Genomic DNA, 25969 nt, shown 5'->3' on the forward strand with positions numbered 1-25969 from the left:
AACACCGGAGGGGGAGTTCGTGGAGCGGGTTTTCGTATCGGGTTCCGGGAGCGGAGTGCTCGGGGAGGCCTGGCGCACCTGCGTCGGCACGGGGCGGTTCAGCCTCGCGCTGCGGCAGGACTACCAGGAGTCCCTCGCGCTGGTACAGCGGGAGATCGGCGTCCGGCACGCCCGGGGCCACGGCATCCTGCACGACGACGTCGCCGTGCACCGCACGTACGACGCCGCAGGTCACCGGGGTACCGCCTACGCCTTCACCTACGTGGACCAGGTGGTCGACACCTACCTGCGGCTCGGCGTCAAGCCCTTCCTCGAGCTCGGGTTCATGCCCCAGGCCCTCGCCTCCGGGGACCAGACGGTGTTCTGGTGGCAGGGCAACGTCACGCCCCCGCGCGACCACGCCGAGTGGGCGGACCTCGTGCGGGCCCTGCTGCGGCACCTCGTCGACCGGTACGGCATCGACGAGGTGCGCACCTGGCCCGTCGAGGTCTGGAACGAGCCCAACCTCACGCACTTCTGGGCCGGCGCCGACCAGGAGGCGTACTTCCGCCTCTACGAGACCTCGGTGCTCGCCGTGAAGGACGTCGACGCGTCGCTCCAGGTGGGCGGTCCCGCCATCTCGCCGGGCGCCGACGACTGGTGGGAGCCCTTCGCCGAGTTCGTCACCCGGCGCGACCTGCCCGCCGACTTCCTGTCCGTGCACGCCTACAGCTCCGGCCCGTCGCAGCACGTGCCGTTCGGCGTCTACCAGACCCTGCGCGGCCCGCAGCACCTGCTCGACCAGTTCGCGCGCCCCGGCAAGATCCTCGCCGGGACGGCGCTCGCGGGCCGACCGCTGCACGTCACCGAGTTCAACACGAGCTACCGGCCCGACAACCCCGTGCACGACACGGCCTGGAACGCCGCCTGCCTCGCACCCGTGCTCGCGGGCGGCGGCGAGCACGCCGACTCCTTCTCCTACTGGACGTTCAGCGACGTCTTCGAGGAGGAGGGGGTGCCGGCGTCGTTCTTCCACGGCGGGTTCGGCATGCTGGCCCACCGCCAGGTGCGCAAGCCGACCTACCACCTGTACGCGTTCATGGCGAGGATGGGGCAGGAGGTGCTCGCGCGCGGTGTCGACCACCTGGTCACGCGGCACGCCGGCACGGGACAGGTGACGGTGCTCGCCTGGCAGCCCGTGGGCGGCACGGACGACCCGGCGGAGCCGGACCGGCACGAGATCCGCCTCAGCCTCCCCGTCGCCACCCCGCTGGTCGAGCGGACACCGCTGGTCGAGCTTGTCGAGACCTCACGACAGGTCTCGACAAGCTCGACCAGCGGCGGCAGTGGTCGGGTGTTCGTGATGCGGCACGACGTCGACGAGCTCGCCGGCAACGCCTGGGCCGCCTGGCGCGAGATGGGGCGGCCGGCGTCGCCGTCGGGCAGGCAGCTCGACGCCCTGCACGAGGCGAGCGAACCCGCCCGGCGCGCGTACTCCCTCCCCGTCGTCCCGACGGCGGACGGCGGACGGGTCGACCTCGACCTGACCCTGGGCCGGCACGGCGTCACCCTGGTGACCCTGGACCCGGTCCGCGACGAGACCCCGCCCTGGCTCGACGACTCGCGCATCCTGGGCCGGACCCCTAGCGACAAGGACGACGCATGACCGACTCGAAGATCCTGTACGGCGGCGACTACAACCCCGAGCAGTGGCCGCGGCACGTCTGGGAGGACGACTACGCGGCGTTCGACAAGGCGTCGATCGACACGGTCACGCTCAACGTCTTCTCCTGGGCCACGCTGCAGCCGGACGAGGACACCTACGACTTCGCGCGGCTCGACGAGATCGTCGCGCGCGCGGTCGAGGGCGGGCGCGGCATCGTGCTGGCCACCACGACCGGCGCGCTGCCGCCGTGGCTGGCCCACCAGCACCCCGAGGTGGAGCGCACCGACTTCCAGGGCCGGCGGCACGTGTTCGGGCAGCGGCACAACGCCTGCCCGAGCTCGCCGGTCTATCGGCGGCTGTCGGCGGAGCTCGCCGGCCGCATCGCCGAGCGGTACGCCGGCACGCCCGGCCTGGTCGCGTGGCACGTCGGCAACGAGTACGGCGGGTTCGACGGCGGCTGCTGGTGCGACCTGTGCGCTACGGGCTTCCGCGACTGGCTGCGCGCGCGGTACGGCACCCTGGACCGGCTGAACGAGGCGTGGAACGCGACGTTCTGGTCGCACACCTTCAGCGACTGGGCGCAGATCGTGCCGCCGAACATGCTCAGCGAGCACTGGCGCGGTCCCGACCACACCGCGTTCCAGGGCATCACGCTCGACTACCGGCGGTTCATGTCGGACGCGATGCTGGCGAACTACCGCGACGAGAAGGCCCGCATCCGCGAGCACGACGCGACCACGCCCGTCACGACCAACTTCATGGGCATGTTCCGGCCGATCGACTACCACCGCTGGGCCGCGGACCTCGACTTCGCCTCCTGGGACAACTACCCGCCCGGCCCGCGCGAGCACGCGCGGATGGCGCTCGCGCACGACGTCATGCGGGGCCTCAAGGACGGCGCGCCCTTCTGGGTCATGGAGCAGACGCCGACCATCACGGCCTCGCGCGACGTGAACCCGGTGAAGCGGCCGGGTGTGCTCCGGCTGTGGTCGTGGCAGGCCGTGGCGCACGGCGCGGACGCCGTCCTCTACTTCCAGATGCGGCAGGCGAAGGGGGCGAGCGAGAAGTACCACGGCGCCGTCCTGGACCACGCCGGGCGCACGGACACGCGCGCGTTCCGCGAGGTCGCGGCGCTGGGCACGGAGCTGGCCGGGCTGGGGGACGCCGTGACCGGCGCGCGGACGCCGGCCCGCGTCGCGCTGCTCTTCGACTGGGACTCCTGGTGGGCCGCCGAGATGACGGACGGCTTCAACCGGCACGCCAAGTACGTCGACACCGTGCTGGCGTACTACCGCGCGCTGTGGCAGGCGGGCGCGCAGGTCGACGTCGTGCCGACGACGGCGGACTTGACGCCGTACGACGTGGTGCTCGCGCCGATGCTGCACGTGCTCAAGGGCGACGTCGCCGACCGGCTCGCGGCCGTGACCGAGCGCGGCGGCTCCGTGCTCGCGTCGTTCTGGTCGGGCCGCGCGGACGAGGACGTCAACGCGTTCCTCATGGACGCGCCCGGGCCGCTGGGGCCGCTGTTCGGCGTGCGGGTCGAGGAGACGGACTCGGCGGAGCCGGGGGTCTCCAACCCGGTGACGCTCTCCGACGGGGCCGACGGGGCCGACGAGGTGGTCTCGGCCGCACAGCTCGTGTTCGAGGTGCTCGTGCCCGAGGGCGCCGACGTGATCGGCACCTATGGCACCGAGTTCTACGCGGGCACGCCCGCGGTGACGCGGCACCGGCCCGGCGGGGACGACGGCGGCGAGGCCTGGTACGTCGGGACCGGGCTGGACGACGCCGGGGTCGAGTGGGTCGTGCGCCGCGTGCTCGGCCGGCACGGGCTCGTGGGCCCGTACGCCGACGCGCCCGACGTCGAACTCGCCGTGCGGTCGAAGGACGGCGTGCGGTTCGCGTTCGTGCTGTCGCACGCGACCGGGCCGGTCGAGGTCGCGGCGCACGCGTCCGGCGTCGACCTGCTGACCGGCCGGGCCGTGCGGCAGGGGGAGACGCTGCGGCTCGAACCGACCGACGTCGTCCTGCTGCGCGAGGACCCGTCCGGGGAGCCGGCGTGAGCACCGGCGGGCCGGGGCGCACCGGGTCGGGGCGCGAGGAGCTGGGCAACGACCGGGTGGGCGATGGCGAGCGGCGCGAGTTCGGGGAGGGCGTGCTCGGGCGCGCGACGGCGCTCGTGTACTGGCACCTGGTCGTCGAGCTGCTGCTCGTCGTCGCCGTCCTGCCTGGTGCGCTGGCCTCGCTCCTGCTGGAGCGGACGCCGGGCAACGCCGTGCTCTTCGCCCTGTGCCTGCTGCCCGTGGGGCCCGCGGTCTCGGCGGGGCTGTTCGCGCTCCGGGACCGTACCCGGGCCGAGGGGCTGACCCCGGCGGCGTCGTTCTGGCGCGGGTACCGCCTGAACTGGAAGGACGCCCTCAAGGTGTGGGTGCCCGCGCTCGCCGCGGGCGTCGTCGTGGTGCTGGGGCTGGCGAACGTCGGCGCGGGCGGTGTGCCCGGCTGGTACGCGGGCGTGCTCGTCGTCGTCGGCGCGGGGCTGGCCCTGTGGACGGTGAACGCGCTGCTCGTCGTGTCGTTCTTCGGGTTCCGGACCCGGGACGTGGTGCGGCTCGCGGCGCACTACCTGGGCGCGAAGCCGCTCGTGACGCTCGGCAGCCTCTCGCTGCTGGTGCTGGCGGGCGGCATCGTGGTGCTGACCACGGAGGCGGTGTTCGCCCTGGTCGCGGTGGTCTGGCTGGCCCTGGTGCTGCGCAACGCGGGGCCCGTCCTGGCCGACGTCGAGGCGCGCTTCACGGACGCGGCCTGAGCCGGCCTGCAACTCGCGGCGACACAAATGGCCGGGTGAGATTGTCCGATCTGGGTAGGTGCGTCACAGTGCATGCATGGTGATCAAGCAGGGGGACCCGGGACGGCTGACGTATCGGTATCTGCGCGTGGCGATCGTGGCCGTCGTGCTGGTGCTGTTCGTGTCGCTGGCGATGCAGATCGTCGCCGACCACGGGCGGCTGGCGTCGGGCGAGGAGTGGTGGCACGCGTCGATCAGCGCCTACTTCTACTCGCCGGTGCAGAGCGTGTTCGTGGGCACGCTGGTGGCCATCGGCACCTGCCTGATCGCGATCAAGGGGCGGCACGGCGCCGAGGAGGTGCTGCTCAACTTCGCGGGCATGTTCGCCGTCCTCGTCGCGCTGGTACCCACCCCGCTCGACGCCGACATGTGCACCGCCGAGCCGTACTGCGTGGACGTGCCCGAGCGAGTCGGCAACAACATCGGCACGCTGCTGCTGGTCGGCGGCCTGGTGCTGGTGCTCGCGACCTGGCCGAGGCGCCGCGACCTGGCGAACCGCCACGGCTGGGACCTGTGGCTCACGTGGCTGGCCTGGGCCGCGACCGGCGTCTGGCTGCTCGTCTGGCCAGGCGGCTTCCTGACGGCGGCGCACTACGCCGCGGCCGTGCTGCTGTTCGTCTGCCTCGTCGCCGTCGCGTGGATCAACGGGTCGGACGACGCCGTCACGGCCCAGTCGCTCGAACGGCTGCGCGGCATGTCGGCCGCGGCGTTCCGGGTCTGGTACCGGTGGATCGCCGTGGTAATGGCCGTGGTGCTCGTGGCGGGCCTGGCGACCATGGCGGTGCTCGACCGGTTCGCCCCCGACTTCTTCCCGCAGACGCTGTTCGTGGTCGAGGCCGTGCTGATGCTGGTCTTCGCGCTCTTCTGGGTGCTGCAGACCATCCAGTTCTGGGAGATCGGCCTGCCGGCCCGCGCGCGCGTGGACGACCTCAGGGTCGCGGGCGACACACCTTAGGGCTCACCCGTGGCCGGCGCGTCGCCGGAGGGAGAACTGTTCCGCCGGGCGTGTGTTGCCGTGAGTAGACATTGTCTACTCACGGCAACACACCCCCAGCGCGCAGTGTTGCCCCGGCGACCTAGCCGAGCGGGTTGCGCCGATTACTTTTCTTCGCCCGGCCGGTCGGACCTGGCATGGGTGACGACGCCGCACGTGCCGCGCAGGCTCTTGTCCAGGAGGCCGTCGACCGGTTCGTGGCCGACGATCCGGGGCTCGGCGTGCAGGTCGCCGTCATCCATGAGGGCGAGCTCGTCGCCGACGTCGCGGGCGGCCCGGCCCGTGGCCCACGGGGCCCGGCCGTCCGTGAGCCGACGGCGGCCGTCACACCCGACTCCCTGCTGTTCGCGGCGTCAGCGGCCAAGGGCGTGGCCTCCGCCGTCGCGCACGTGCTGGTGGAGCGCGGCGAGCTGGCGTACGACCTGCGGATCGCCGACGTCTGGCCCGAGTTCGCCGCGCACGGCAAGGGCGGCGCCACCCTGCGGCACGTGCTGCTGCACTCGGTGGGCGTGCCGGCCCCGCCGTACACGACGACGGTCGGGGACCTGTGCGACTGGGACGGCATGTGCCGGTCGCTCGCCGACGCGGAGCCCTGGTGGGAGCCGGGCACCGGGTTCGGGTACCACGCCCAGACGTTTGGCTTCCTGCTCGGCGAGACGGTGCGGCGGGCAACGGGGCACACGCTGTCGTGGTGGCTCCGGGAGGCCGTGACGGGCCCGCTCGGCGTCGAGGACGATGTCCACTTCGGCGTCCCGGCGGCGCAGCTCGACCGGGTCGCGCCCCAGGTCCCGGCGCCAGGTCCGCCGTCGGCCCCCGAGACCGGCTCGCCCGCCGACCGGGCCCTGCCGCCGGGCATCCGGCCGGACGCCGCCTTCGCCAACCGGCGCGACGTGCTCACGAGCGACATCCCCTCCGGGGGCACGATGTCGGCGCGCGGCGCGGCGCGCGTGTACGCGGGCCTGCTGGGGTACGACGGCGCCGCCCTCGTGTCGCCCGAGCGCCTGACGGAGCTGGCCCGGCCCGCCTACGAGGGGCCGGACGAGGTGATGGGACTGCCGTCGGTGCGGTGGGCCCTCGGGTTCGCCCCCTCCCGACCTGGCCCGGACCCCTCCCGCCCGGGGTCGGCCTTCGGTATGTTCGGCGCGAACGGGTCCGGGATGTGGGCCGACATCGACTCCCGCGTCGCGGTGGCCGTGCTGCGGAACCGGTTCGGCCCGGACCTGAGCACCGCCGGCGAGATCGACCGGCTCGTCGCAGATCTTTTTCCGACGTCGTCCCGAGGAGAAGACTCATGGACAACCCAGTGACCGAGCTCGACGCACGATTCAGCGACCCCAACGTGCAGCCCACGGCGTGGGAAGAGGCGCAGGGCGTGCTCGAGAACGCCCAGCTCTCCTGGCTGACCACCGTGCGCGCCGACGGCCGCCCGCACGTCACGCCGCTGGTCGCCGTCTGGCACGAGGGGGCGCTGCACTTCACCACGGGCCCCGAGGAGCAGAAGGCGGTCAACCTGGAGGCCAACCCGAACGTCGTCCTGACCACCGGCGACAGCACCTGGAACAAGGGGCTCGACGTCATGGTCGAGGGCCCGGCCCGGCGCGTCACCGACCAGCGGACCCTGGAGCTGCTCGCCGCCGCGTGGCGCGACAAGTGGACCGGGCAGTGGCAGTACGAGGTGGGCGACGGGGCCTTCGCCAACGACATCGGCGGGACCGCGCTGGTGTTCGCGGTGCAGCCGACGAAGGTGCTGGCCTTCGGCAAGGGCACGTACAGCCAGACGTCGTACGTGCCTCAGTAGATCCTGCGCCCCCGCTCGTCCGGGATGCCGGACTTGCGGAAGAAGTAGGTGTTCACCTGGTCGCGCCACTCGGTCGCGCTCCGGAGCTGCTCGGCGAGCCGCTCCGAGACCCGCTCGGAGACGTGCGGGTCCACGAGCGTCGAGACCTCCGACCAGGCGCCGATCATCGCCTCGACCCGGGCCACGCCGTCGAAGTGGCTGTCGTAAATGTGCTGCACCACGGTGCTGCCGCTCTGCAGCACGTGCGTGTACGGCACGTGGTGGAAGAAGAGCAGCAGCTCGTCGGGGCACGTCGACGGCGACTCGTACACCGCCGACCACGGGGCCGGGTACTGGCCCGCGTAGCCGGTGCCGGTGCGCACGGTACGGTCCACGCCGATGCCGTCGCGGTCGGCGAAGTGGTAGGTGCCCCACGGGGTGTACTCGTAGCCGTCGACGTCGGGCCCGTAGTGGTGGCCGGGGCGCACCATGAAGCCGACGCCGAGCGGCGACGTGTACTGCTCGTACGTCTCCCACGACCGGTCCAGCACCGTGTGCAGCGCGTCGCGGACGGCGGACGGCGTGCCCGGGAAGGTCAGCGCCGCCCACTCGTCGAGCAGGGCGCCCGGGTCGAGCGCCGGGTCCCAGCACAGCCGCCCGTAGGCGTAGAGGTTGGCCTGGGCGAACGGGTGCCCGGTCCAGAACTCGTCGTCGCCCACGTTGGACACGGCCGCGAACCCGCCGGCGGGCTTGCGCCAGGTGCCGGTGCCGGGGTCCTCGACGGCCTTGCCCCGGCCGGTCGCGAGGTCGGCGACGGTGGGCGAGCCGCCCTCGCCGCCGGACGCGTCCCAGAACCGGAACCGGAGGATCTGGCTCCACTGCGGCCCCAGGTACACGGCGTGCTGCTGCTGGCCGGTGTACTCCTGGGTGACCTGCAGCTCCAGGGCCACGCGGGTGTGCGGCATCGCGGCCAGCACGGGGGACAGGGGCTCGCGGACCTGGAAGTCCAGCGGGCCGTACTTGACCTGGAGCACCACGTTGTCCGAGAAGGCCCCGTCCAGCGGGTGGAAGTGGTCGTACGCGGCGCGGGCCCGGTCGGTCGACCGGTCGCGCCAGTCCTGCTTGTGGTCGTAGACGAACGCCCGCCAGTGGATCAGCCCGTCGTAGGGCTCGACGGCCGCGGCCAGCATGTTCGCGCCGTCGGCGTGGGTGCGGCCGTAGGCGAACGGGCCGGGCTGTCCCTCGGAGTCCGCCTTGACGACGAAGCCGCCGAAGTCCGGGATGGCGTCCCAGACGCGCGCCGCGGCGCGCACCCACCAGTGCGCGACGTCCTGGTCCAGCGGGTCCGACGTGTCGAGCCCGCCCAGCGTGATGGGCGAGGCGAACGACACGGACAGGTGCACCCGGATGCCCCAGCGCCGGAAGACGGCGGCGACCCGCACGACGTCGCCCAGGTCCTCGGTCAGCAGCCGCGCCTCGCGCGTGTGCACGTTGACGTTGTTGATCGCCACGCGGTTGATCCCGACGGCGGCCAGCAGCCGCGCGTACCGCTCGACCCGGGACAGGTCGGCGTGCACGTAGCCGTGGTCGTAGAAGATCGAGCCGCCGGAGTAGCCCCGCTCGACCTGCCCCATCACGGGGTGCACGTCCACGTTGTCCCAGTGGTCGAGCATGCGCAGGTCGGTCGCGGGCGCGTGGGTCTCGTCGGCGTCGGGCCCGTCGAACGCGGCCTCGCCCAGGCGCACCACGTGGAACAGTCCGTGCAGCAGCCCGGCGTCCGACGCCGCCTGCACGACGACGGCGCCCGCCTCGCGGGTGAGCCGGAAGCTCTCGTCGGTCCCCTCGCCGGTCGAGCCTGTCGAGACCATCGGCGTCTCGACAGGCTCGACCAGCGGTGGCGACAGGGTCAGGACCAGCTCGGCGTCGGACACGCCGTCGCCCACCTCCAGGCGCGAGAACGCGCCGCCGAACCGGGCGGTCGCCGCGGCGACCTCCTCGGCGACGGTGCCGGTCAGCGCGCCGTCGCCGGCCACGACGACCCGGCGGCTGCCGAGCGCGGCGAACGCGTCGTCGTGCAGCCAGGCCGAGTGGGCGGTGTGCTCCGTGAGGGGGCGGGAGTCAACGGTCACGGGGGTGTCCCATCCGTCTTGCGGTTGATATGCGGATATGTGGGGCTCTACGGGAACTCTGCCTCAGCGGCGGCGCCCGGTCCACCCCAGGGCTCAGGTCCACCCGGCCCGTGAAATCTGGGTGATCACCACTCCACTTCGAAGCCTAGGTTTCTTCGCTTTGGGGCGCCTCAAAAGGGAGAAACTTAGGTTTCGAAGGGGAGGGCGACGACGGCGCCGGGCCGGGCCCGGGGACGACGGCGGCCGGGCCGGCGCCCGACGGGACCGGCCCCGCCCCGCTGTCCTCAGCGGGCCGCGTACGCCTGCTTCGGCAGGTGGTAGGCCAGGTCGGCGGCGGTCTCCACGGCCTCGTCCAGGTCGAGGCGGTGCTCCGCGACCAGCCGGGCGAGGTAGCCGGCGTCTACCCGGCGGGCCAGGTCGTGCCGCGCGGGGATCGAGCAGAACGCGCGGGTGTCGTCCACGAAGCCCGACATGTTCGAGAACCCTGCCGTCTCCGTCGCGGCCTCGCGGAACCGGGCCATCGCGTCAGGCGCGTCCAGGAACCACCAGGGCGCGCCCAGCCGCAGCGCCGGGTACACGCCGGCCAGCGGCGCGAGCTCGCGCGAGTACACGTCCTCGTCGATGGTGAACGCGATCATCCGGAAGCTCTGCGAGTTGCCGAACGCCTCCAGCACCGGGCGCAGGCCCTGCGCGAAGTCGACGGCCACGGGGATGTCGTAGCCCTTGTCGGGGCCGAACGCCGCGGCGACGGCGGGGTCGTGGTCGCGCAGCACGCCGGGGTGGAACTGCATGACCAGGCCGTCCTCGGCCGACATCGCGGCCATCTGGAACAGCATGTGCGCCGAGAACGCCGCCTCCTCGGCGGCGGACAGCACCGCGCCGCCCGTGTCCGGCTCGGCCGCGAACGCCTTCTCGAACAGGGTGCGGGCCACGTCGTCGGGCAGCGGGGTGGTGTCCGCGCTGAAGTGGCCGTGGTCCGTGGCCAGGCCGCCCGCCGCGACGAACGCGGCGCGGCGCTCGCGGAGCGCCGCCAGGTAGCCGTCGTAGGTGTCGGTGGCGATGCCGGACGCCGTCGCGAGCCGCTCCAGGTCGCCCCGCCAGGTCGCCCGGGCGGGGTGCAGCAGCGGGTCGGGCCGGAAGGTCGGCAGCACCCGGCCGGGCAGCTCGGCGGCCAGCCGGGAGTGCGCGTCGAGCGGGCTCCAGGCCGGGTCGGTGGTGGCGATGACCTCGATGTTGAACCGGTCCAGCAGCGCGCGGGGGCGGAAGTCCGGCTCGGCCAGCCGCTCCGCGATCTGGTCGTAGACCTGGTCGGCCGTCTCGGCCGACGGGCGCACCGTGACGCCGAAGATCTCGACGAGCTCGTGCTCCGTCCAGTACCGCGTGGGCGTGCCGCGGAAGTGCTTCCAGCCCGCGCAGAACCGCCGGAAGATCTCGCGCGGGTCGGCCTCGAAGCCCGGCGCCCCGGCGGGTCCGACCCCCAGCTCCGGGAGGTTCGCGCCCTGCGAGACGAGCATCCGCGTCAGGTAGTGGTCGGGGACCACGAGGAGCTGGGCGGGGTCGGGGAACGGCTCGTCGTCCGCGAAGGCGTCGACGTCGACGTGGCCGTGCATCGACACGATCGGGAGGTCCTGGACCGCCGCGTAGATCTCGCGGGCGATCGGCCGCGTCACGGGGTCGGCGGGCAGGGCCCGGTCGGGGTGCAGCGTCCAGGTGTCGGTCACAGTGTCCTCCTGAGGGCAACGTTGCCGGTTCGGGTAAGCGCTTCCGCATCGTAGGCACTGCCGTGCATCGATACGAACGTGGGTCGCCATACGGACGTAAAGAATCGGGCGTTGCGAACGTTTGCAGCCAAACCCTACGATAGAGCGCAAACGTTCGCAGTGTCGCGAATCGCCTGGAGGTGGCATGGTCACGGTGCACGACGTCGCGCGTGCCGCCGGCGTCTCGATCTCCACCGTCTCCCGCGCCCTGACCGCTCCCGAACGGGTCGCGGCCGCGACGCGCGACCGCGTCGTCCGGGTCGCCGCCGAGCTCGGCTACCGGCCCAACCCCACCGCGAGCGGCCTGCGGCTGGGCCGCACGCACGCCGTCGGCCTGCTGGTTCCCGACCTGGAGAACCCGTACTTCGCGTCCGTGACCAAGAGCGTGCAGGCCCGGGCCCGCGCGGAGGGCTACGAGGTGTTCGTGGCCGACACGGACGAGGACCCCGACGTCGAGCCCGAGCTGATCGGCGCGCTCGCCGCCCGCACGGACGGCCTGCTCGTCGCCTCGCCGCGCTCGGGCGAGGCCGAGCTGCGCGCCGCGCTGGTGGGCGTCACCGCGGTCCTGGCCAACCGGGAGCTGTCCGGGGACCTCCCGTTCATCGCCGTCGACGACGCCGACGGCGTGGCCCAGATCCTCGGGCACCTGCACGCGCTCGGGCACCGGTCGGTGGGCGTCGCAGCGGGCCCGCCGTCGTCGTGGTCCGGCCGACGGCGCGTCGCCGGGCTGATCGACGCCGCCCGCCGCTGGGACCTGGAGCTGGTGCAGCTCGGCACCTTCCAGCCGTACTTCGCGGGCGGCACCCAGGCGGCCGACCACGCGCTCGCGAGCGGCGTCACCGCCGTCGTCGCGTTCAACGACCTGATGGCGCTCGGCATCCTGGACCGGCTGCGCCGCCGCGGCGTCGACGTGCCCGGCCGGATGTCCGTCGTCGGGTTCGACGACGTCCAGCTCGCCACCCTGTTCTCGCCCGACCTGACCACCGTGCACGCGCCGCTGGCCCGCCTGGGCCGGCGCGCCGTCGACCTGCTGCTCGCGCGCCTGCGCGGCGGCACGCCGGCGAACGTCCAGCTCCCCGTGGAGCTCACGATCCGCGGGTCCTCAGGACCCGTACCGGCCGGGACGGCCGACTGAGGCCGTCCCGGCCACCAACCCCGGGCGACGGAGCCCGGGAGAGAGGAAGGCACCATGCGTACCTCGAAGAAGGCGGTGGCGCTCGCCGGCGTCGCCGCGCTGGCCCTGCTCACCGCGTGCGCCCCGCCCGCACCTCCCGGTGGGGAGAGCGGCGGCGCCGTGACCGACGCGTCGGAGGTCCCCGACACGCCGTCGGAGCCGGTCACCCTGAACATCCTCGACGTCGCGGGCAACCAGCGGCTCACCGAGGGCATGGTCGACGAGTTCGTCGAGAACAACCCGGACGTGATCGAGTCGGTCACCTGGGAGACGGGCGGCGCGCCCGACGTCACGGGCATCGTCAAGCCGCAGGTGGACAGCGGCAACCTCTCCATCGACGTCGTGTTCACGGGCAACGACGGGCTCGCGGCCGGCATCGGCCAGGACCTGTGGATCCCCCTCGTGGACGACTACGGCGACCGGCTGACCAACCAGGAGAACTACCTGGAGCCCGCCGCGAACATGCAGGAGCTCGCCGAGGGCTACGGCGTCGTGACCACGTACTACCCGTCCGGCCCGCTGCTCCAGTACGACCCCGAGGTGGTCGGCACGCCGCCGGCCACGCCCGAGGAGCTGCTGGAGTGGGCGGAGGCCAACCCGGGCAAGTTCGGGTACGCGCGCCCCGCGAACTCCGGCCCCGGCCGCACCTTCCTCATGGGCCTGCCCTACATCCTGGGCGACGAGGACCCGAGCGATCCCGAGAACGGCTGGGACAAGACCTGGGCATACCTCAAAGAACTCGGCCAGTACGTCGACACCTACCCGACGGGCACCGGCCAGGTCGTGACCAACATGGCCGACGGCACCTGGTCGATGATCCCCACGACGACCGGCTGGGACATCGCGCCGCGCGCCGAGGGGCAGCTCCCCGACACGCTGGAGGCCGCCGCGTTCGACGACTTCACGTGGGTCACCGACGCGCACTACGCCGCGATCCCGAAGGGCCAGAGCGCCGACAAGATCAGCGCGATCCTGCTGCTGCTCCAGGACATGCTCACGCCCGAGCAGAACGCCAAGGCGTACGACGCCGGCTACTTCTACCCCGGCCCGGCCGTCGAGGGCGCGACGCTCGACCTCGCGCCGCAGGAGTCGCAGGACGTGATCGAGGAGTTCGGCCGCCCGCTGTTCGACGAGCTCATCGAGTCGCAGGACGCCGTCGTCCCGCTCGACGCGGACTCCATGGTGACCGCGTTCGACCTCTGGGACCGTGAGGTCGGCGGCGGCAAGGTGGAGGAAGACGCGGGATGAGCGACTTCGAGTCCCTGGAGCTGCGGGGCGTCGGACGCCGGTTCGGCGGGGTGGACGCGCTGTCCGGGCTGGACCTGACGATCAAGGCGGGCGAGTTCGTCGCCCTGCTGGGGCCGTCCGGCTGCGGCAAGTCGACGGCGCTCAACTGCCTGGCCGGCCTGCTGCCGCTGACGCACGGCGAGATCCGGCTCGACGGGAAGCGGATCGACACGCTGCCCCCGGAACGGCGCGGGTTCGGCATGGTCTTCCAGTCGTACGCCCTGTTCCCGCACCTCAGCGTGGCCAAGAACGTCGCGTTCGGGCTGCAGATGCAGGGCGTGCCGCGGGCCGAGGTCGACGCGCGGGTGCGCGCCGCGATCGAGCTGGTCAAGCTCGGGGAGCACGCCCGCAAGCTGCCCGGGCAGCTCTCGGGCGGGCAGCAGCAGCGCGTCGCCATCGCCCGCGCGGTGGTGCTCGAACCGTCGCTGGTGCTCATGGACGAGCCGCTGTCGAACCTCGACGCGAAGCTGCGGCTCGACATGCGCACCGAGATCCGGCGGCTGCACCAGTCGCTCGGCCTCACGACGATCTACGTGACGCACGACCAGGAGGAGGCGCTGTCCCTGGCCGACCGCCTGGTCGTGATGCGCGAGGGCCGCGTGCAGCAGGTCGGCACGCCCGACGAGCTCTACGAGAGCCCGACGAGCTGGTACGTCGCCGACTTCATGGGGTACCGGAACATCCTGCCCGCGACGGTGGTGTCGGTGGCCGGGGGCGAGGTTGTCGTGGAGCTGCCGGGCATCGCCGATGCCGGCGTGCGGCTCATCGGTCGTGCCGTCGGCGGCCTGGGGGCGGGGGACCGGGTGCGGGTCGCGGTGCGGCCGGAGGACTTCACGGTCGTGGCGGCCTCGCGGGTCGAGCCCGGTTCGCGGGTTGAGCCTGTCGAAACCCGGGTCTCGACAAGCTCGACCAGCGATGGTGGCTCGACCAGCGGTGGGGGTTCCGTCCCGGGTTCCGTCGCCGTGGTCGAGTACCACGGGCGGGAGTTCGCCGTCGGCGTCCAGGCCGGGGACACCATGCTCCACGCCCGTTCGACGACGGCGCCCGACGTCGGCGGCGCGGTCACCCTGACCGCCCCTGTCGACCGGGTGCTCGTGTTCCCGGAGGCGTTGGACGCCGTCGTCCCGCAGGCGCAGGAGGTGGCGGCGTGAGCCGCGCCCGCCGGGGAGGCACGCCGTGAGCGCCGTCGGGCAGCGGCCCGGGCGCGCGACCGCGAGCCTGCGGCACCGCCTTGCCGAGCGGGGCGTGGACCCGGTACTGCTCCTGCTCCTGCCGGGGCTCGTGGTCGCCGTCGCGCTGTTCGTGTACCCGTTCTCGTACGGGATCGGGCTCACGGTCCAGCCCACGGCGGCGATGCAGGAGCAGTGGGGCGGCGGGATCTTCGCCAACTACGTCGCGTTCTTCCGCGACCCGTTCGTGTTCGACTCCGTGTGGCTCACGATGCGGCTGGCCCTGCCCGCGGCGCTGTTCAACGTGCTGGCGTCGGTCCCGGTGGCGATGGTGCTGCGGCACCGCTTCCGCGGCAAGCGGCTGCTGACGTCGCTGCTCGTGCTGCCGATCACCCTGGGCACCGTGCTCACCGCGCAGGGGCTGCTGATCTTCGCGGGGCGGCAGGGCTGGATCAACCGGGTGCTGCTGGAATTCGGCCTGATCGACGAGCCGCTCAAGCTGGTGAACAACTACCTGGGCGTCATGTTCTCCCTGGTCATCACCGGCTTCCCGTTCGCGTTCCTGCTCATCTCGTCCTACCTGTCGGGCATCGACCCGTCGCTGGAGCAGGCCGCCAAGACGCTCGGTGCCGGCTGGTGGCAGCGGTTCCGGCGGATCGTCCTGCCGCTGCTCGCGCCCGGCCTCGCCACGACGTTCGTGCTCACCTTCGTGCTCGCCTTCTCGGTGTTCCCGTCGGCGCGGCTGGTCGGTGATGCCATGGGCGAGACCCGGGTCATGTCCCTCATGGCGTTCCGGGCGTTCGGGGAGCAGAACGACTACGCCATGGCGTCGACCATCGCGCTGATGATGGGCGCCGTCGAGCTGCTCGTCGTCGTCGCCGTGCTGGGCCTGCGCTCGCTGCTGTACCGCGGGACCACGGGAGGGAAGGGCTGATGGCCACGACATCGCTGGAGCGGCCGCTCGCCGCGCGACCGTCCACCTGGTTCGTCTGGGCGGGCATGACGGCGTTCGGGGTGTTCCTGCTCGGCATCCTCGTCGCCGTCGTGGTCGACTCGTTCGGCCGCCAGTGGTTCGACACCTGGCTGCCCGACGGCCTGACCACCGAGCGCTACGCCGAGGCCTGGGACCGGTTCGCGCTGGGCGAGGTCATCGGCGTGACCGTCGGCGTCGCCGTGCTCGTCGTCGTCATCTCGGTGCTGGTGGGCGTGCCCGCCGCGTACGTGCTGGCCCGCCGCGACTTCCCGGGCAAGCGTGCCGTCATGCTGCTGTTCCTGCTGCCGGTGCTCATGCCGCCCATCACCTACGGCATCCCGCTCGCCACCGTCATGTACTCGTTCGGGCTGGGCCGCACGCTGACCGCCGTCGTGCTGGTCAACCTCGTGCCGTCCGTCCCGTTCGTGATCCTGACGATGACGCCGTTCATCGAGCAGATCAACCCCGCCATCGAGTCCGCCGCGCGGATGTGCGGGGCCCGGACCTGGCAGGTGTTCACCCGCGTCCTGGCCCCGCTGCTCGTGCCGGGTATCCTCGCGGCGGCCATCCTGGTGCTGGTACGGACCGTCGGTCTCTTCGAGCTGACGTTCCTCGTGTCGGGCCCTGGTTCGGACACACTCGTCGTCGCCATCTACCGTGGCATGACGGCAGCCGGCGGCGGTGAGGCGAGACAGCTCATCTCGGCCCTGTCGGTGATCTACACCGCGACGATGCTCGTCATGCTCGTGGTGGCGCTGCGGTTCGTGAACCCGACGCAGCTCGTGGCACAAGTCAAGGAGACACGTGATGACTGAGGACCGCCTGCACCGGGACCACCTCCCGGGCGGCATCGACGCACCCGTGATGCCGACGGCGGTGGGGATAGTCCACCTCGGCATCGGCGCGTTCCACCGGGCGCACCAGGCCGTCTACACGGAACGCGCCGCCATCGCGACGGGCGACACCACCTGGGGCATCCTGGGCGTCACCCAGCGGTCCGCGACCGTGCGCGACCAGCTCCGCCCCCAGGGCGGCGTGTACACGGTGCTCACCGCGGGCGAGCAGGAGTCGTCGGTCGAGCTGATCGGCTCCGTCGTCGACGTCGCCTACCCCGCCGAGGAGACCGGGCGCGTGCTCGCCACGATCGCGGCGCCGACCACCCACGTGGTCACGCTGACGATCACCGAGAAGGGGTACGCCCGGCGGCCCGACGGGTCGCTCGACGCCGACGCCGTGCGGGGGGACCTTGAGGCGCTCGCTGCTGGTGCGGGGGGTGCTGCTGCGGCCGACGGCGGGGTGCAGCCGGCGGCGTCGGCCATCGGTCTGCTGGTGCGCGGCCTCGCCGCGCGCGCCGTCTCTGGCGTGCCGATCACGGTGCTGACCTGCGACAACATGGTCGACAACGGGCGCGTGCTCGAACGCCTGGTGCGCGAGGCCGCGGACGCGGCCCTGCCCGGGCCCGAGGGCGACGTCCTGCGCGCGTTCCTCGACCAGAGCGTCACGTTCCCGTGCTCCATGGTCGACCGGATCGTGCCGGCGACCACCCCGGAGCAGCGCGACCAGGTGGAGCAGACGCTCGGCGTGCGGGACGAGGGCCTCGTGGTGGGCGAGCCGTTCGCGCAGTGGGTGATCGAGGACCGCTTCGCCGGGCCGCGCCCCGCGTGGGAGGCGGCGGGCGCCACGCTCACCAAGGACGTCGCGCCCTTCGAGCAGGCCAAGCTGCGGCTGCTCAACGGCACGCACTCGCTGGTCGCGTACGCGGGCTGGCTCGCGGGTCACTCGACGATCGCTGGCGGCGTGACCGACCCCGAGATCGCCGAGCGGGCGCGGCAGTACCTGTTCGACGACGCGCTGCCGACGCTCACCGCGCCCGAGGGCCTGGACCTGCGGCAGTACGGCGAGCAGATCCTCGCCCGGTTCGCGAACCCGCACACGGGGCACACCACGGCGCAGGTGGCGATGGACGGCACCCAGAAGATCCCGTTCCGCTGGGGCGGCGTCCTCGCGGACTCGCTGGCCGCGGGGCGGGAGCCGGAGGGGGTGGCGTTCGGCCTGGCCGCGTGGGCCGAGTTCGTCCGACGCCGGACGCGTTCCGGCGAGGGCGTCGACGACCCGCGCGCCGCGGAGCTCGAGGCGCTGGTCGGCGCCGCCGAGGTGCCGGGCGGCTCGGACGGGCTCGGCGACGTCGAGGGGTTGGCCGGCATCGAGGAGGACTTCCGGGCGCTGCTGGCGCTGCCGGGCCTGCTGCCGCCGGGGACGCCGGAGAGCTTCGTCGACGCGGTGGCGTCGGAGATCGACTCTGTCATCGGCTGACCTGGCCGGGGCGGCCTGACTGGCTGGGTCGGGGCCGGGTCGTCCCGGGCTGGTCGGGTCTGGCTGGTCAGGTCAGGTCAGGTCTGGCTGGGTCGGGCTGGGTCTAATCCGGCTGGTCGGTCGGGCTGGGGGGAACATCCCGGTCGACCGTCGGGTCGCTGAGCTCCCTCCCCTTCGAGACCTAAGTTTCTTGGCTTTGGGGCGATCCAAAGCCAAGAAACTTAGGTCTCGAAGGAGAGCGGGCGGGCGCCCGTACGGCTCGCCCCGGTCGGATCTAGGTGGGTCGGATCCGGCTGGTCGGTCAGGCCGCCGTGTCTCCTCTCCTTCGAGACCTAGGTTTCTTCGCTTTGGGCCGCTTCAAAGCGAAGAAACGTAGGTCTCGAAGGAGATAGGGGTGCGCGCCCGTACGTCCCATTCCGAGGCCCGACGCCGGGAAAGCCCTTTCCAACGGTCGACGCCGCGGGTAGGGTGCCTGCGGACCGGTGCGACGAGGTCGTGCCTGTACGGTCGGGTGATCGATCACACGCGTCGACGAGGACGGAGCACGATGAGAGTCACGATCCTGGGCACAGGTGCCATTGCCGGGGCCCACGCACGAGCGATCGCGGACCTGCCGGCGCACGGCGTGGACGCGACCCTGGTGCACGCCGTCGACATCGACGCGGCGCGGGCGGAGGAGTTCGCCCGCGAGTACGGCGTCCCCGGGCACGGGACCTCCCTGGAGGACGTGCTGGGCGAGACCGACGTGCTGCACGTCTGCACGCCGCCGGGCGTGCACGCCGACGTCGCCGTGGCCGCGCTCAAGGCGGGCGTGCACGTGGTGGTCGAGAAGCCCGCCACGCTGTCCCTCGCCGAGATCGACCGCATCGCGGAGGCCGAGGCCGCCTCGACGGCGTCGTTCACGCAGGTGGTGCAGCACCGGTTCGGGCACGGCGCGCGCCTGCTGCGCCGTCTGCTCGACGACGGCGCGCTGGGTCGCCCGCTCGTCGCGACCTGCGACACGCTGTGGTTCCGCGGGCCCGCGTACTTCGAGGTGCCGTGGCGCGGCCGCTGGGACACCGAGGGCGGCGGCCCCACGATGGGGCACGGCATCCACCAGTTCGACCTGCTGCTGGCGACGCTCGGGCCGTGGTCCGAGGTGACGGCCATGGCGGGCCGGCTGGCCCGGCACGTGGACACCGAGGACGTCTCGATGGCGATCGTCCGGTTCGCGAGCGGCGCGATGGCCACGATCACCAACTCGCTGCTGTCCCCGCGGGAGACCTCTGACCTGCGGTTCGACACCGAGGCCGCGACGATCGAGCTGTCGCACCTGTACGGGTACACGGACGCGGACTGGACGTTCACGCCCGCGGCCGACCGGGACGACGTCGCGCAGCTGTGGCAGCCCGACCCCGAGGCCCTGCCCTCGGGGCACCTCGCCCAGCTCGTGCCGACCTACCGGGCGTTCGCCGCGGGCGAGGCGCCGCCGGTGACCGTGGCCGACACCCGCGGCACGCTGGAGCTCGTCGCCGCGATCTACCGGTCGGCGTTCACGGGTTCGGTCGTTCGTGCGGGCGAGATTGGCACGGGCGACCCGTTCCACGAGTCGATGCGCGGCACGGGCCCGAGCTGGCCCCCGCTGAAGGCCACGACCCCCTGATCCCGTGACGGCCGACCACCGCTCCCCAGATGCCCCCGCTGGCTGGCGCCGAACGTAGGCGTTGTCCTTCTGTAGCGCCCGAGTGAGCGCTCACCTTTGTCATGGGACTCCCCCGGCTTGCAGTGACACAGCTCGCATGGATCCCGACCTCAGGCTGCGGACTACGCTCGCCCAGCTCTGATGCAGGACCCGCAGTACCGGGTCGAGGTGGCGCGGCAGCAGACGACGTACAACCAGCCGTCGTACCCCAGCTTCTACCTAGCCTCGGACACGGACTGGTCCACGGTCCCGGTCCCGGGCCGCCGCTGAGGCTTAGGGACTGACTTCGGTCGGTTGCCTTGAGACCGGTCGGTTGACGGACCGATCTCAGGGCAACCGACCGATCTCGCGTTCTCGGCGCCCTCCTCCCAATGTGCTCACCCGCAGGGTGGAGTGCCCGGTCAGAATGTCCTTCTTGCGGGGGATCAGCTTTCGCCCGCTCCCCAGCAGACTGACGGGGTGCCGAGACGAAGGAGCATCCCTATGAAGGCGAACCGCCGAGTCAGAGCAGCCCTGGGCGTGGTGGTGGCGGGCGCCCTGCCGCTCACCGGGGCGGGCGCGGTGACGGCGGCGCAGGCCGCGCCGTCGGCCCCCGCGACCACCACGACGCCCGCGAACCCCCTGGACGTGCCGACCGCCGACGACGCCCTGGCGCTGTCGCAGCAGGTGCTGGAGGCAGCCGAGCAGGCCGCCTCCGCGCCCGCCGCCCGCGCGCGGACGACGACGGACGCCGGCATCCGCCGCGAGCTCGACCGGGCCGTGTCCGCCCTGGTGGACGACGGCGCCGTCGCCGTCACCGCGCGGGTCGAGACGCCGGACCTGACCTGGGCCGGAGCCGACGGCGTCCGCGAGCTCGGGGGCCACGCGCGAGCCCGGACCTCCGACCCGTTCCGCGCGGCCAGCAACACCAAGCCGATGATCGCCACGCTGGTCATGCAGGAGATCGAGAAGGGCACCTGGACGCTCGACACCAGCGTCGAGGACGTGCTGCCCGGCGCCCTGCCGCGCGACGTGACGATCGAGCAGCTGCTCAGCCACACGTCGGGCGCCCCGACGGCGTCGGAGTACCTGATCCTCGACAAGATGCAGGACCCGGCCGACATCGACGAGTACTTCGAGGTGCTGGGCGACCACTACTCCGACGGCGACCACGTCCGGGCCGCGCACACCGCGCCCTGGATGCTGGAGCCGGGCACGGGCTTCTCCTACTCCAACGCCGGGTTCGTCACGCTCGGGATGATGCTGGAGAAGGTGAACAAGACCGACCTCGACGAGCTCCTGGAGGAGCGCGTGTTCGAGCCGGCCGGCATGCGGTCGACCGACTACCCGGAGGGCCCCCACAAGCGCGGGGCGCTCCTGGCGGACGCCGCCTGGATGGGCCCCGGCACCGCCGGCTGGTACTCGGTCGAGCACTTCGACCCGACGCTGTTCCGCGCCGCGGGCGCCGTCACTAGCACGACCAAGGACCTCGCGGCCTTCAACGAGGCCCTGGTCACCGGCGAGCTGGTCTCGCCCGCGACCATCACCGACATGCTGACGCCGCGCAGCGCCGAGCCGATCGAGTACGGCCTGGGCACCTACCGCGTGCCCGACCCGTGCGTGCCCGGCGAGTACCTGTACGGGCACGACGGCGCGAGCTTCGGCACGCTGAGCTACAACCTCACCTCGCTCGACGGCGAGCGGCAGGTCACCTTCGGGGTCACCGGGCGGAACATGACGCTCGACCAGGAGGCGCTGTACGACCTCACCGACCTGCTGGTCCCGATGTTCACGGCATCCTGCTGACACCCACCCCGCCGAGATAGAACCAGGGCGAGATAGAACTGCAGCGAGATAGAACCCCAGCGAAGTAGAACCGCAGCACACGCTGCGGTTCTACTTCGCTGCAGTTATCTCGCCCTGGTTCTACTTCGCCCTGGTTCTACTGCGGCGGGGTGGGGGTGCTCGACGCGCGGACCACCAGCGTCGGCTGGAACATCACGTGCTCGGCCGGCGCGTCCGGCCCGTTCAGCAGCAGGTCCGCCGCGCGGGCGCCGAGCTCGTGGGTCGGTTGGCGCACCGACGTCAGGGGCGTGGACAGCTCGGCGGCGAACGCGACGTCGTCGTACCCCACGACCGCGACGTCGGCGGGGACGGCGATGTTCTCCGTGCGCATCGTGCGCAGCACGCCCAGCGCGACCAGGTCGTTGACGCAGAAGACGGCGGTGGGCCGGTCGCCCGACTCCAGCAGCCCGCGGATCGCGGCCTCCCCGCCCTCGGCGTTCAGGCTGGACACCGTGATCTCGACCAGCGCGGTCGCGGGGTCGAGCCCGGCGGCGACCAGCTCCTTGACCACGCCCTCGTACCGGTCGGCGCACTGCCGGATCGTGTGCGGGCCGTTGAGGAAGACGATCCGGGTGTGCCCCTCGTCGAGCAGGTGCCGCGCGGCGAGCTCGCCGCCGCGGACGTCGTCGACGGCGACGGACGAGATGCTCGGGTCCGACGACGGGCGGTCCAGCAGCACGACCCCGGTGCCGCGCCGGCGGACGGCGAGCAGGTGCTCGATGTCGTCCGTGGCCGGCACCACCATGACGCCCTGCACGCCGTGCTCCTCGAACAGGCGCAGGTAGCGCTGCTCGCGGTCGGGGTCGTCGTCCGACGACGCGACCATGAGTGTGAAGTCTCTCTGGTCCAGGCGCTCCTGGATGCCACGCGCCATGTTCGTGAAGAACGGTTTGGCGATGTCCAGGACGACGGCGCCGATCGTGGTGATAGTTCCTGCTCTTAGTTGCCTTGCAGACCCGTTGCGCACGAAGCTCAGCTCGCTGATGGCTGCCTGTACGCGGCCGCGGGTACCCGGCAATACTCGATCGGGTCGGTTGAGCACGTTGGAGACCGTGCCGACGGATACACCCGCCGCACGTGCGACGTCAGCGATGGATGCTCGACGGTGAACGGCCTGGGCCATGGGACGTCTCCTTGCGTGAGACCTTATTATGAATCGTTTCAGGCCATGAGTGGTTCAGTAGGACCGGCACGTCGAGAATTCCGGCCGGCCCACGCATCGTGAGATCTGGGCTCGCGCCACTGTCGGGTTCGGCCCGGTCAAAGCTGGACCGTCCCGAGAATCGCTGACCGGCTCACTGTCGTCAACCCCGGCCGCTGTTCTCCTTCGAGACCTATGTTTCTTCGCTTTGGGGCTGCCCAAAGCGAAGAAACATAGGTCTCGAAGGAGACGGGGACAGCAGGAGGATCGCGACAGGGGACAGACCCCTTAGTTGACGCCGCCCTCCCGCTCGTTCAGGGCCTCGACGTCTGTGTTCTCGCGCTGCCCCACGATTCGGTTCGTGAGCCACGTCAGCACCCACAGCACCAGCCCGATGCCGAGCAGCCAGCCCGCGATCGTGTAGGTGAGCGGGTCGCGCCCGGTCCAGGGGCCGACGAAGAACGCGCAGGCGATCGCGCCGACGATCGGCAGCACGGTGGGCGCCACGAAGTGCCTCCGGTCGATCGGGTCGCGGCGCAGCACCAGCACGCAGACGTTGACGATGGCGAACACCCCGAGCAGCAGCAGCGCGGTGGTGTCGCCGAGCGCCGCGACGACGTCGTTGTCCGGGTCCCGGCTGACGAAGTAGATCAGGCCGAACGAGATCGCCGTCGTGACGAGGATGGCCACCCACGGCGTCTGCCGGCGCGCGCCCACCCGCCCCAGCACACCGGGCAGCACGTTCTGCTTGGCCATGCCGTACAGCAGGCGGCTGGCCATGAGCATGTTGATCAGGGCCGAGTTGGCCACGGCGAACATCGAGATGAACGGGAGGATGTCGCCCGCCGGGATGCCCGGCGCCGCAGTCTCGACCACGGTCACCAGCGGTGTCTCGCTCTCCGCCAGGATGCCGACCGGCACGATGGCGACGGCGAACAGGGAGACGAGCACGTAGATGACCCCGGTGATGCCGATGCCGGCGATCATCATCTTGGGGAAGTTCCGGACCGGGTCGTGCGTCTCCTCGGCCATGTTCACGGAGTCCTCGAAGCCGACCATCGCGAAGAAGGCCAGGGCGGTCGCGGCCGTGACGGCGAAGAAGGCGCCCTTGTCGTTCGGGTCCTCGAACACGATCGTCCGGGAGAAGTCGACCTGGCCGGCGAACGCCGCGTAGAACCCGATCATGATCACGAGCAGCAGGCCGGACAGCTCGACGAGCGTCAGGAAGATGTTCGCCTTGACGCTCTCGCCGACGCCGCGCAGGTTCACGGCGGCGACCACACCCATGAAGACCAGGGCGACCGTGATGACGAGGGTCGCGTTGTCGGCGTCGAGCCCGAAGCCCACGGCGAGGTTCGAGGCGAACGCCCGGGACGCCGTCGACGCCGACGTGATGCCCGAGCACATGACCGTGTAGCAGACCATGAACGTGAGCAGGTGGACCCCGAACGCCTTGTGCGTGTAGAGCGCCGCGCCCGCCGCCCGCGGGTACTTGGTCACCAGCTCGAGGTACGAGAACGCGGTGATGAGCGCGATGGCGAACGCCACGACGAAGGGCGCCCACGCCGCGCCGCCGACCTGGCCGGCCACCTTGCCGGTGAGCGCGTAGATGCCCGTCCCGAGGATGTCGCCCACGATGAAGAGAAGGAGGAGCTTGGGCCCCATCACCCGCTTGAGCTCGGTCGGTTCCTCGCCGAGGGCTGCGTGCTCCTCGGCCGTTGGCTGGCTCATCCGTGGCCTCCGTTCTTGAGGCGGCACGTCGTCGGGCCGCCTCCGTGCGCTGCGGGCAGTTTCACCCCTGATCGGTCAAGAGTTCCGTAAGGGGCACAACTCGGCAACGGACGCGCCGGTACTTCTTGACGCTCTGACCTGCGCGTGGCGGCTAGGGCGTCGAGTTTTCGCGAGCTGCCCTGTGCGCGCACAGGTTCTCGTTACAACCTCCTGTTGCTGCTTGGCCGATGGCCAACTCGGCGCGACCGACTCGGATCGCGGCTCTAGCTCGTCCACTCAGGTGGACCCGGTTATCGCGCGATGCCATCGGTGCCTAGTGTGGCCGGCAGGCTTCCGGCCGTCCCTGGTGTGTGGTAAACACGGACACCCGTAGTCGCCGGCTCGATCCCCCCGCTGTGGAGGTTCTTTAAGAGCAGGCTTCGAATCTTCCGATGAGGTGTGGTGTCCCAGAATATTCCAGTGCTGCCGTCTAAACTGGTCAAAGCGCTTGCCTCCATTCCTTCCACTGCGTCTTCCGATTATCATGCTGCGGCTGCAGTAGTGAGTGAGTCTCTCATTGGCTCGGAGGTTGCCTCGCTCGAAGCGTTCATGGAGAGCGATCGAGGATCTTCTCAGGGATTCAATATCCTGTATGTGCTGTTGGCCCGCCATCGGCGACACCTTGACCCCTCCCTATATCGAAAGACCTTCGACCGTTTTGCTCACCGTTATTCTGACGAGCCGATGAGTGCTCTGCTCGCTTCAGACCTTGCGATGCTCGATGCTGCCGGACCTGACCTTGCGCGCGCGATCCAGCACGCCCAGACCGCGATGGACGCATACCCATTCAACTCTTCGCTGGTCGTGCACCATGCTCGGCTCTTGGCCGAATTTGGTTTCAGCGGTGGCGAAGTCGCGAGTGAAGAGTTGCAGTCGACATTGGAGCGCGTGGATCGTGCGATCGAGTCCGCGCCTGATGTGCCCCGAAATCGCGCGGTGAGAGCACAGTACGCGGCCTTGCTTGGAGAATTTGATGCGGCTCAAAAATCGATCCAGAGGGCGATCGACCTAGAGGATTCGACCAGTCAGGTCTATCCAATCCGAGTGATCGAGTATCAGCGGATTCGGGCAGATATTGCCCTGCGTAAAGAAGTGGCTGCAATTCGAGAGCGATCGGACGAATATGCCGAGAAGTGGTCGGAGGAGATGTCTGATCGGCTTAATGAAGAAGGGAGTTCTATCAGGAAAGAGTATGCTGCTGAGATTGGAAAACTCCGGTCCGAGTCGCTCGCGAGCCTAGGCCTTCTCGCTGCGGTCATCGCTTTTATTGTCACAACGGTCCAAATTTCACAACAGTTCGAAGTCGAGGGCGCTTTACGATTGCTTGCGGGGACCGCGGGAATGGTAGCTCTGGTTTTTGCTGCATTCGGTGCTGCGTTCGGCGTTACCGGCCCGCGACGGCTAGTTCTGCCGATTGTCCTCGGCGTTGTTCTCTTTGTGCTGGGATGGTTTCTCTAGATCCTTGTCTCCTTGGCTTTGCTTCGGAAGAG

Annotated in this window: 19 protein-coding genes and 1 pseudogene; 16 read left to right on the forward strand and 4 right to left on the reverse strand. The window is 71.2% G+C overall.

All coding sequences use genetic code 11. The features are described from left to right. Positions 1-19 precede the first annotated feature (19 nt). The 6 genes from FHX71_RS25860 (at position 20) to FHX71_RS25885 (ending at position 7279) form a co-directional block, all read left to right on the forward strand. A complete protein-coding gene (locus tag FHX71_RS25860) occupies positions 20-1645 on the forward strand; it encodes a GH39 family glycosyl hydrolase (protein ID WP_312877221.1) in 1626 nt (541 codons plus the stop codon). Further along, positions 1642-3705 (forward strand): beta-galactosidase, encoded by a 2064-nt coding sequence (locus FHX71_RS25865; protein WP_182620372.1) that lies wholly within the window; start codon positions 1642-1644, stop codon positions 3703-3705. Before FHX71_RS25860 ends, FHX71_RS25865 begins: the two co-directional genes overlap by 4 nt. Beyond that, positions 3702-4448, forward strand: coding sequence for a DUF624 domain-containing protein (locus tag FHX71_RS25870; protein ID WP_312877222.1), 747 nt, complete (start codon positions 3702-3704; stop codon positions 4446-4448). Before FHX71_RS25865 ends, FHX71_RS25870 begins: the two co-directional genes overlap by 4 nt. A 76-nt stretch (positions 4449-4524) precedes the next feature. Next, the gene (locus FHX71_RS25875) at positions 4525-5442 is read left to right on the forward strand and encodes a hypothetical protein (protein ID WP_182620373.1); all 918 of its coding nucleotides are present in this window, start codon (positions 4525-4527) and stop codon (positions 5440-5442) included. Between the two features lie 176 nt (positions 5443-5618). Next, positions 5619-6788, forward strand: coding sequence for a serine hydrolase domain-containing protein (locus FHX71_RS25880; protein WP_182620374.1), 1170 nt, complete (start codon positions 5619-5621; stop codon positions 6786-6788). After that, entirely contained in the window at positions 6773-7279 is a 507-nt protein-coding gene (locus tag FHX71_RS25885; protein ID WP_182620375.1) for a pyridoxamine 5'-phosphate oxidase family protein, read from the forward strand. Before FHX71_RS25880 ends, FHX71_RS25885 begins: the two co-directional genes overlap by 16 nt. Here the strand turns inward: FHX71_RS25885 and FHX71_RS25890 are convergent. Next, on the reverse strand, positions 7273-9387 hold the full coding sequence (locus FHX71_RS25890) for an alpha-glucuronidase (RefSeq protein WP_182620376.1): 2115 nt from the start codon (positions 9385-9387) through the stop codon (positions 7273-7275). The genes FHX71_RS25885 and FHX71_RS25890 overlap by 7 nt on opposite strands. Positions 9388-9671: 284 nt before the next feature. Next, positions 9672-11108: a glucuronate isomerase gene (gene uxaC, locus FHX71_RS25895; RefSeq protein WP_182620377.1), complete on the reverse strand. Its 1437-nt coding sequence runs from the start codon at positions 11106-11108 to the stop codon at positions 9672-9674. Positions 11109-11292: 184 nt separating this feature from the next. Between uxaC and FHX71_RS25900 the strand changes: the two genes are divergently transcribed. From FHX71_RS25900 to FHX71_RS25935, 9 genes and pseudogenes are all read left to right on the forward strand, one after another. Next, positions 11293-12282 (forward strand): LacI family DNA-binding transcriptional regulator, encoded by a 990-nt coding sequence (locus tag FHX71_RS25900; protein WP_182620378.1) that lies wholly within the window; start codon positions 11293-11295, stop codon positions 12280-12282. Between the two features lie 54 nt (positions 12283-12336). Beyond that, positions 12337-13569 (forward strand): extracellular solute-binding protein, encoded by a 1233-nt coding sequence (locus FHX71_RS25905; RefSeq protein WP_182620379.1) that lies wholly within the window; start codon positions 12337-12339, stop codon positions 13567-13569. After that, positions 13566-14759, forward strand: a complete 1194-nt coding sequence (locus FHX71_RS25910; protein ID WP_182620380.1) for an ABC transporter ATP-binding protein — start codon at positions 13566-13568, stop codon at positions 14757-14759. Before FHX71_RS25905 ends, FHX71_RS25910 begins: the two co-directional genes overlap by 4 nt. A 25-nt stretch (positions 14760-14784) precedes the next feature. Then, complete coding sequence (locus tag FHX71_RS25915; RefSeq protein ID WP_182620381.1) at positions 14785-15711, forward strand: ABC transporter permease; 927 nt, start codon at positions 14785-14787, stop codon at positions 15709-15711. Then, positions 15711-16565, forward strand: coding sequence for an ABC transporter permease (locus FHX71_RS25920; RefSeq protein ID WP_182620382.1), 855 nt, complete (start codon positions 15711-15713; stop codon positions 16563-16565). The genes FHX71_RS25915 and FHX71_RS25920 overlap by 1 nt, the downstream gene beginning before the upstream one ends. Beyond that, entirely contained in the window at positions 16558-18063 is a 1506-nt protein-coding gene (locus tag FHX71_RS25925) for a mannitol dehydrogenase family protein (protein WP_182620383.1), read from the forward strand. Before FHX71_RS25920 ends, FHX71_RS25925 begins: the two co-directional genes overlap by 8 nt. Before the next feature lie 547 nt (positions 18064-18610). Then, the gene (locus FHX71_RS25930) at positions 18611-19705 is read left to right on the forward strand and encodes a Gfo/Idh/MocA family protein (RefSeq protein WP_182620384.1); all 1095 of its coding nucleotides are present in this window, start codon (positions 18611-18613) and stop codon (positions 19703-19705) included. 165 nt (positions 19706-19870) lie between these two features. Continuing rightward, positions 19871-20014, forward strand: a pseudogene (locus tag FHX71_RS29880) (rhamnogalacturonan lyase family protein); the annotation flags it as partial. Positions 20015-20227: 213 nt separating this feature from the next. After that, positions 20228-21529: a serine hydrolase domain-containing protein gene (locus tag FHX71_RS25935; protein WP_182620385.1), complete on the forward strand. Its 1302-nt coding sequence runs from the start codon at positions 20228-20230 to the stop codon at positions 21527-21529. A 136-nt stretch (positions 21530-21665) separates the two neighbouring features. Here FHX71_RS25935 and FHX71_RS25940 read toward each other — a convergent pair whose 3' ends face one another. Continuing rightward, positions 21666-22691, reverse strand: coding sequence for a LacI family DNA-binding transcriptional regulator (locus tag FHX71_RS25940; RefSeq protein ID WP_182620386.1), 1026 nt, complete (start codon positions 22689-22691; stop codon positions 21666-21668). A gap of 306 nt (positions 22692-22997) precedes the next feature. Next, positions 22998-24440 carry an APC family permease gene (locus tag FHX71_RS25945; RefSeq protein WP_182620387.1) on the reverse strand — a complete coding sequence of 481 codons (1443 nt, stop codon included), beginning with the start codon at positions 24438-24440 and terminating at the stop codon, positions 22998-23000. Between the two features lie 441 nt (positions 24441-24881). Between FHX71_RS25945 and FHX71_RS25950 the strand changes: the two genes are divergently transcribed. Further along, a complete protein-coding gene (locus tag FHX71_RS25950) occupies positions 24882-25937 on the forward strand; it encodes an AAA family ATPase (RefSeq protein ID WP_220490487.1) in 1056 nt (351 codons plus the stop codon). Positions 25938-25969 lie beyond the last annotated feature (32 nt).

Source organism: Promicromonospora sukumoe (assembly GCF_014137995.1).
GTDB lineage: Bacteria > Actinomycetota > Actinomycetes > Actinomycetales > Cellulomonadaceae > Promicromonospora > Promicromonospora sukumoe.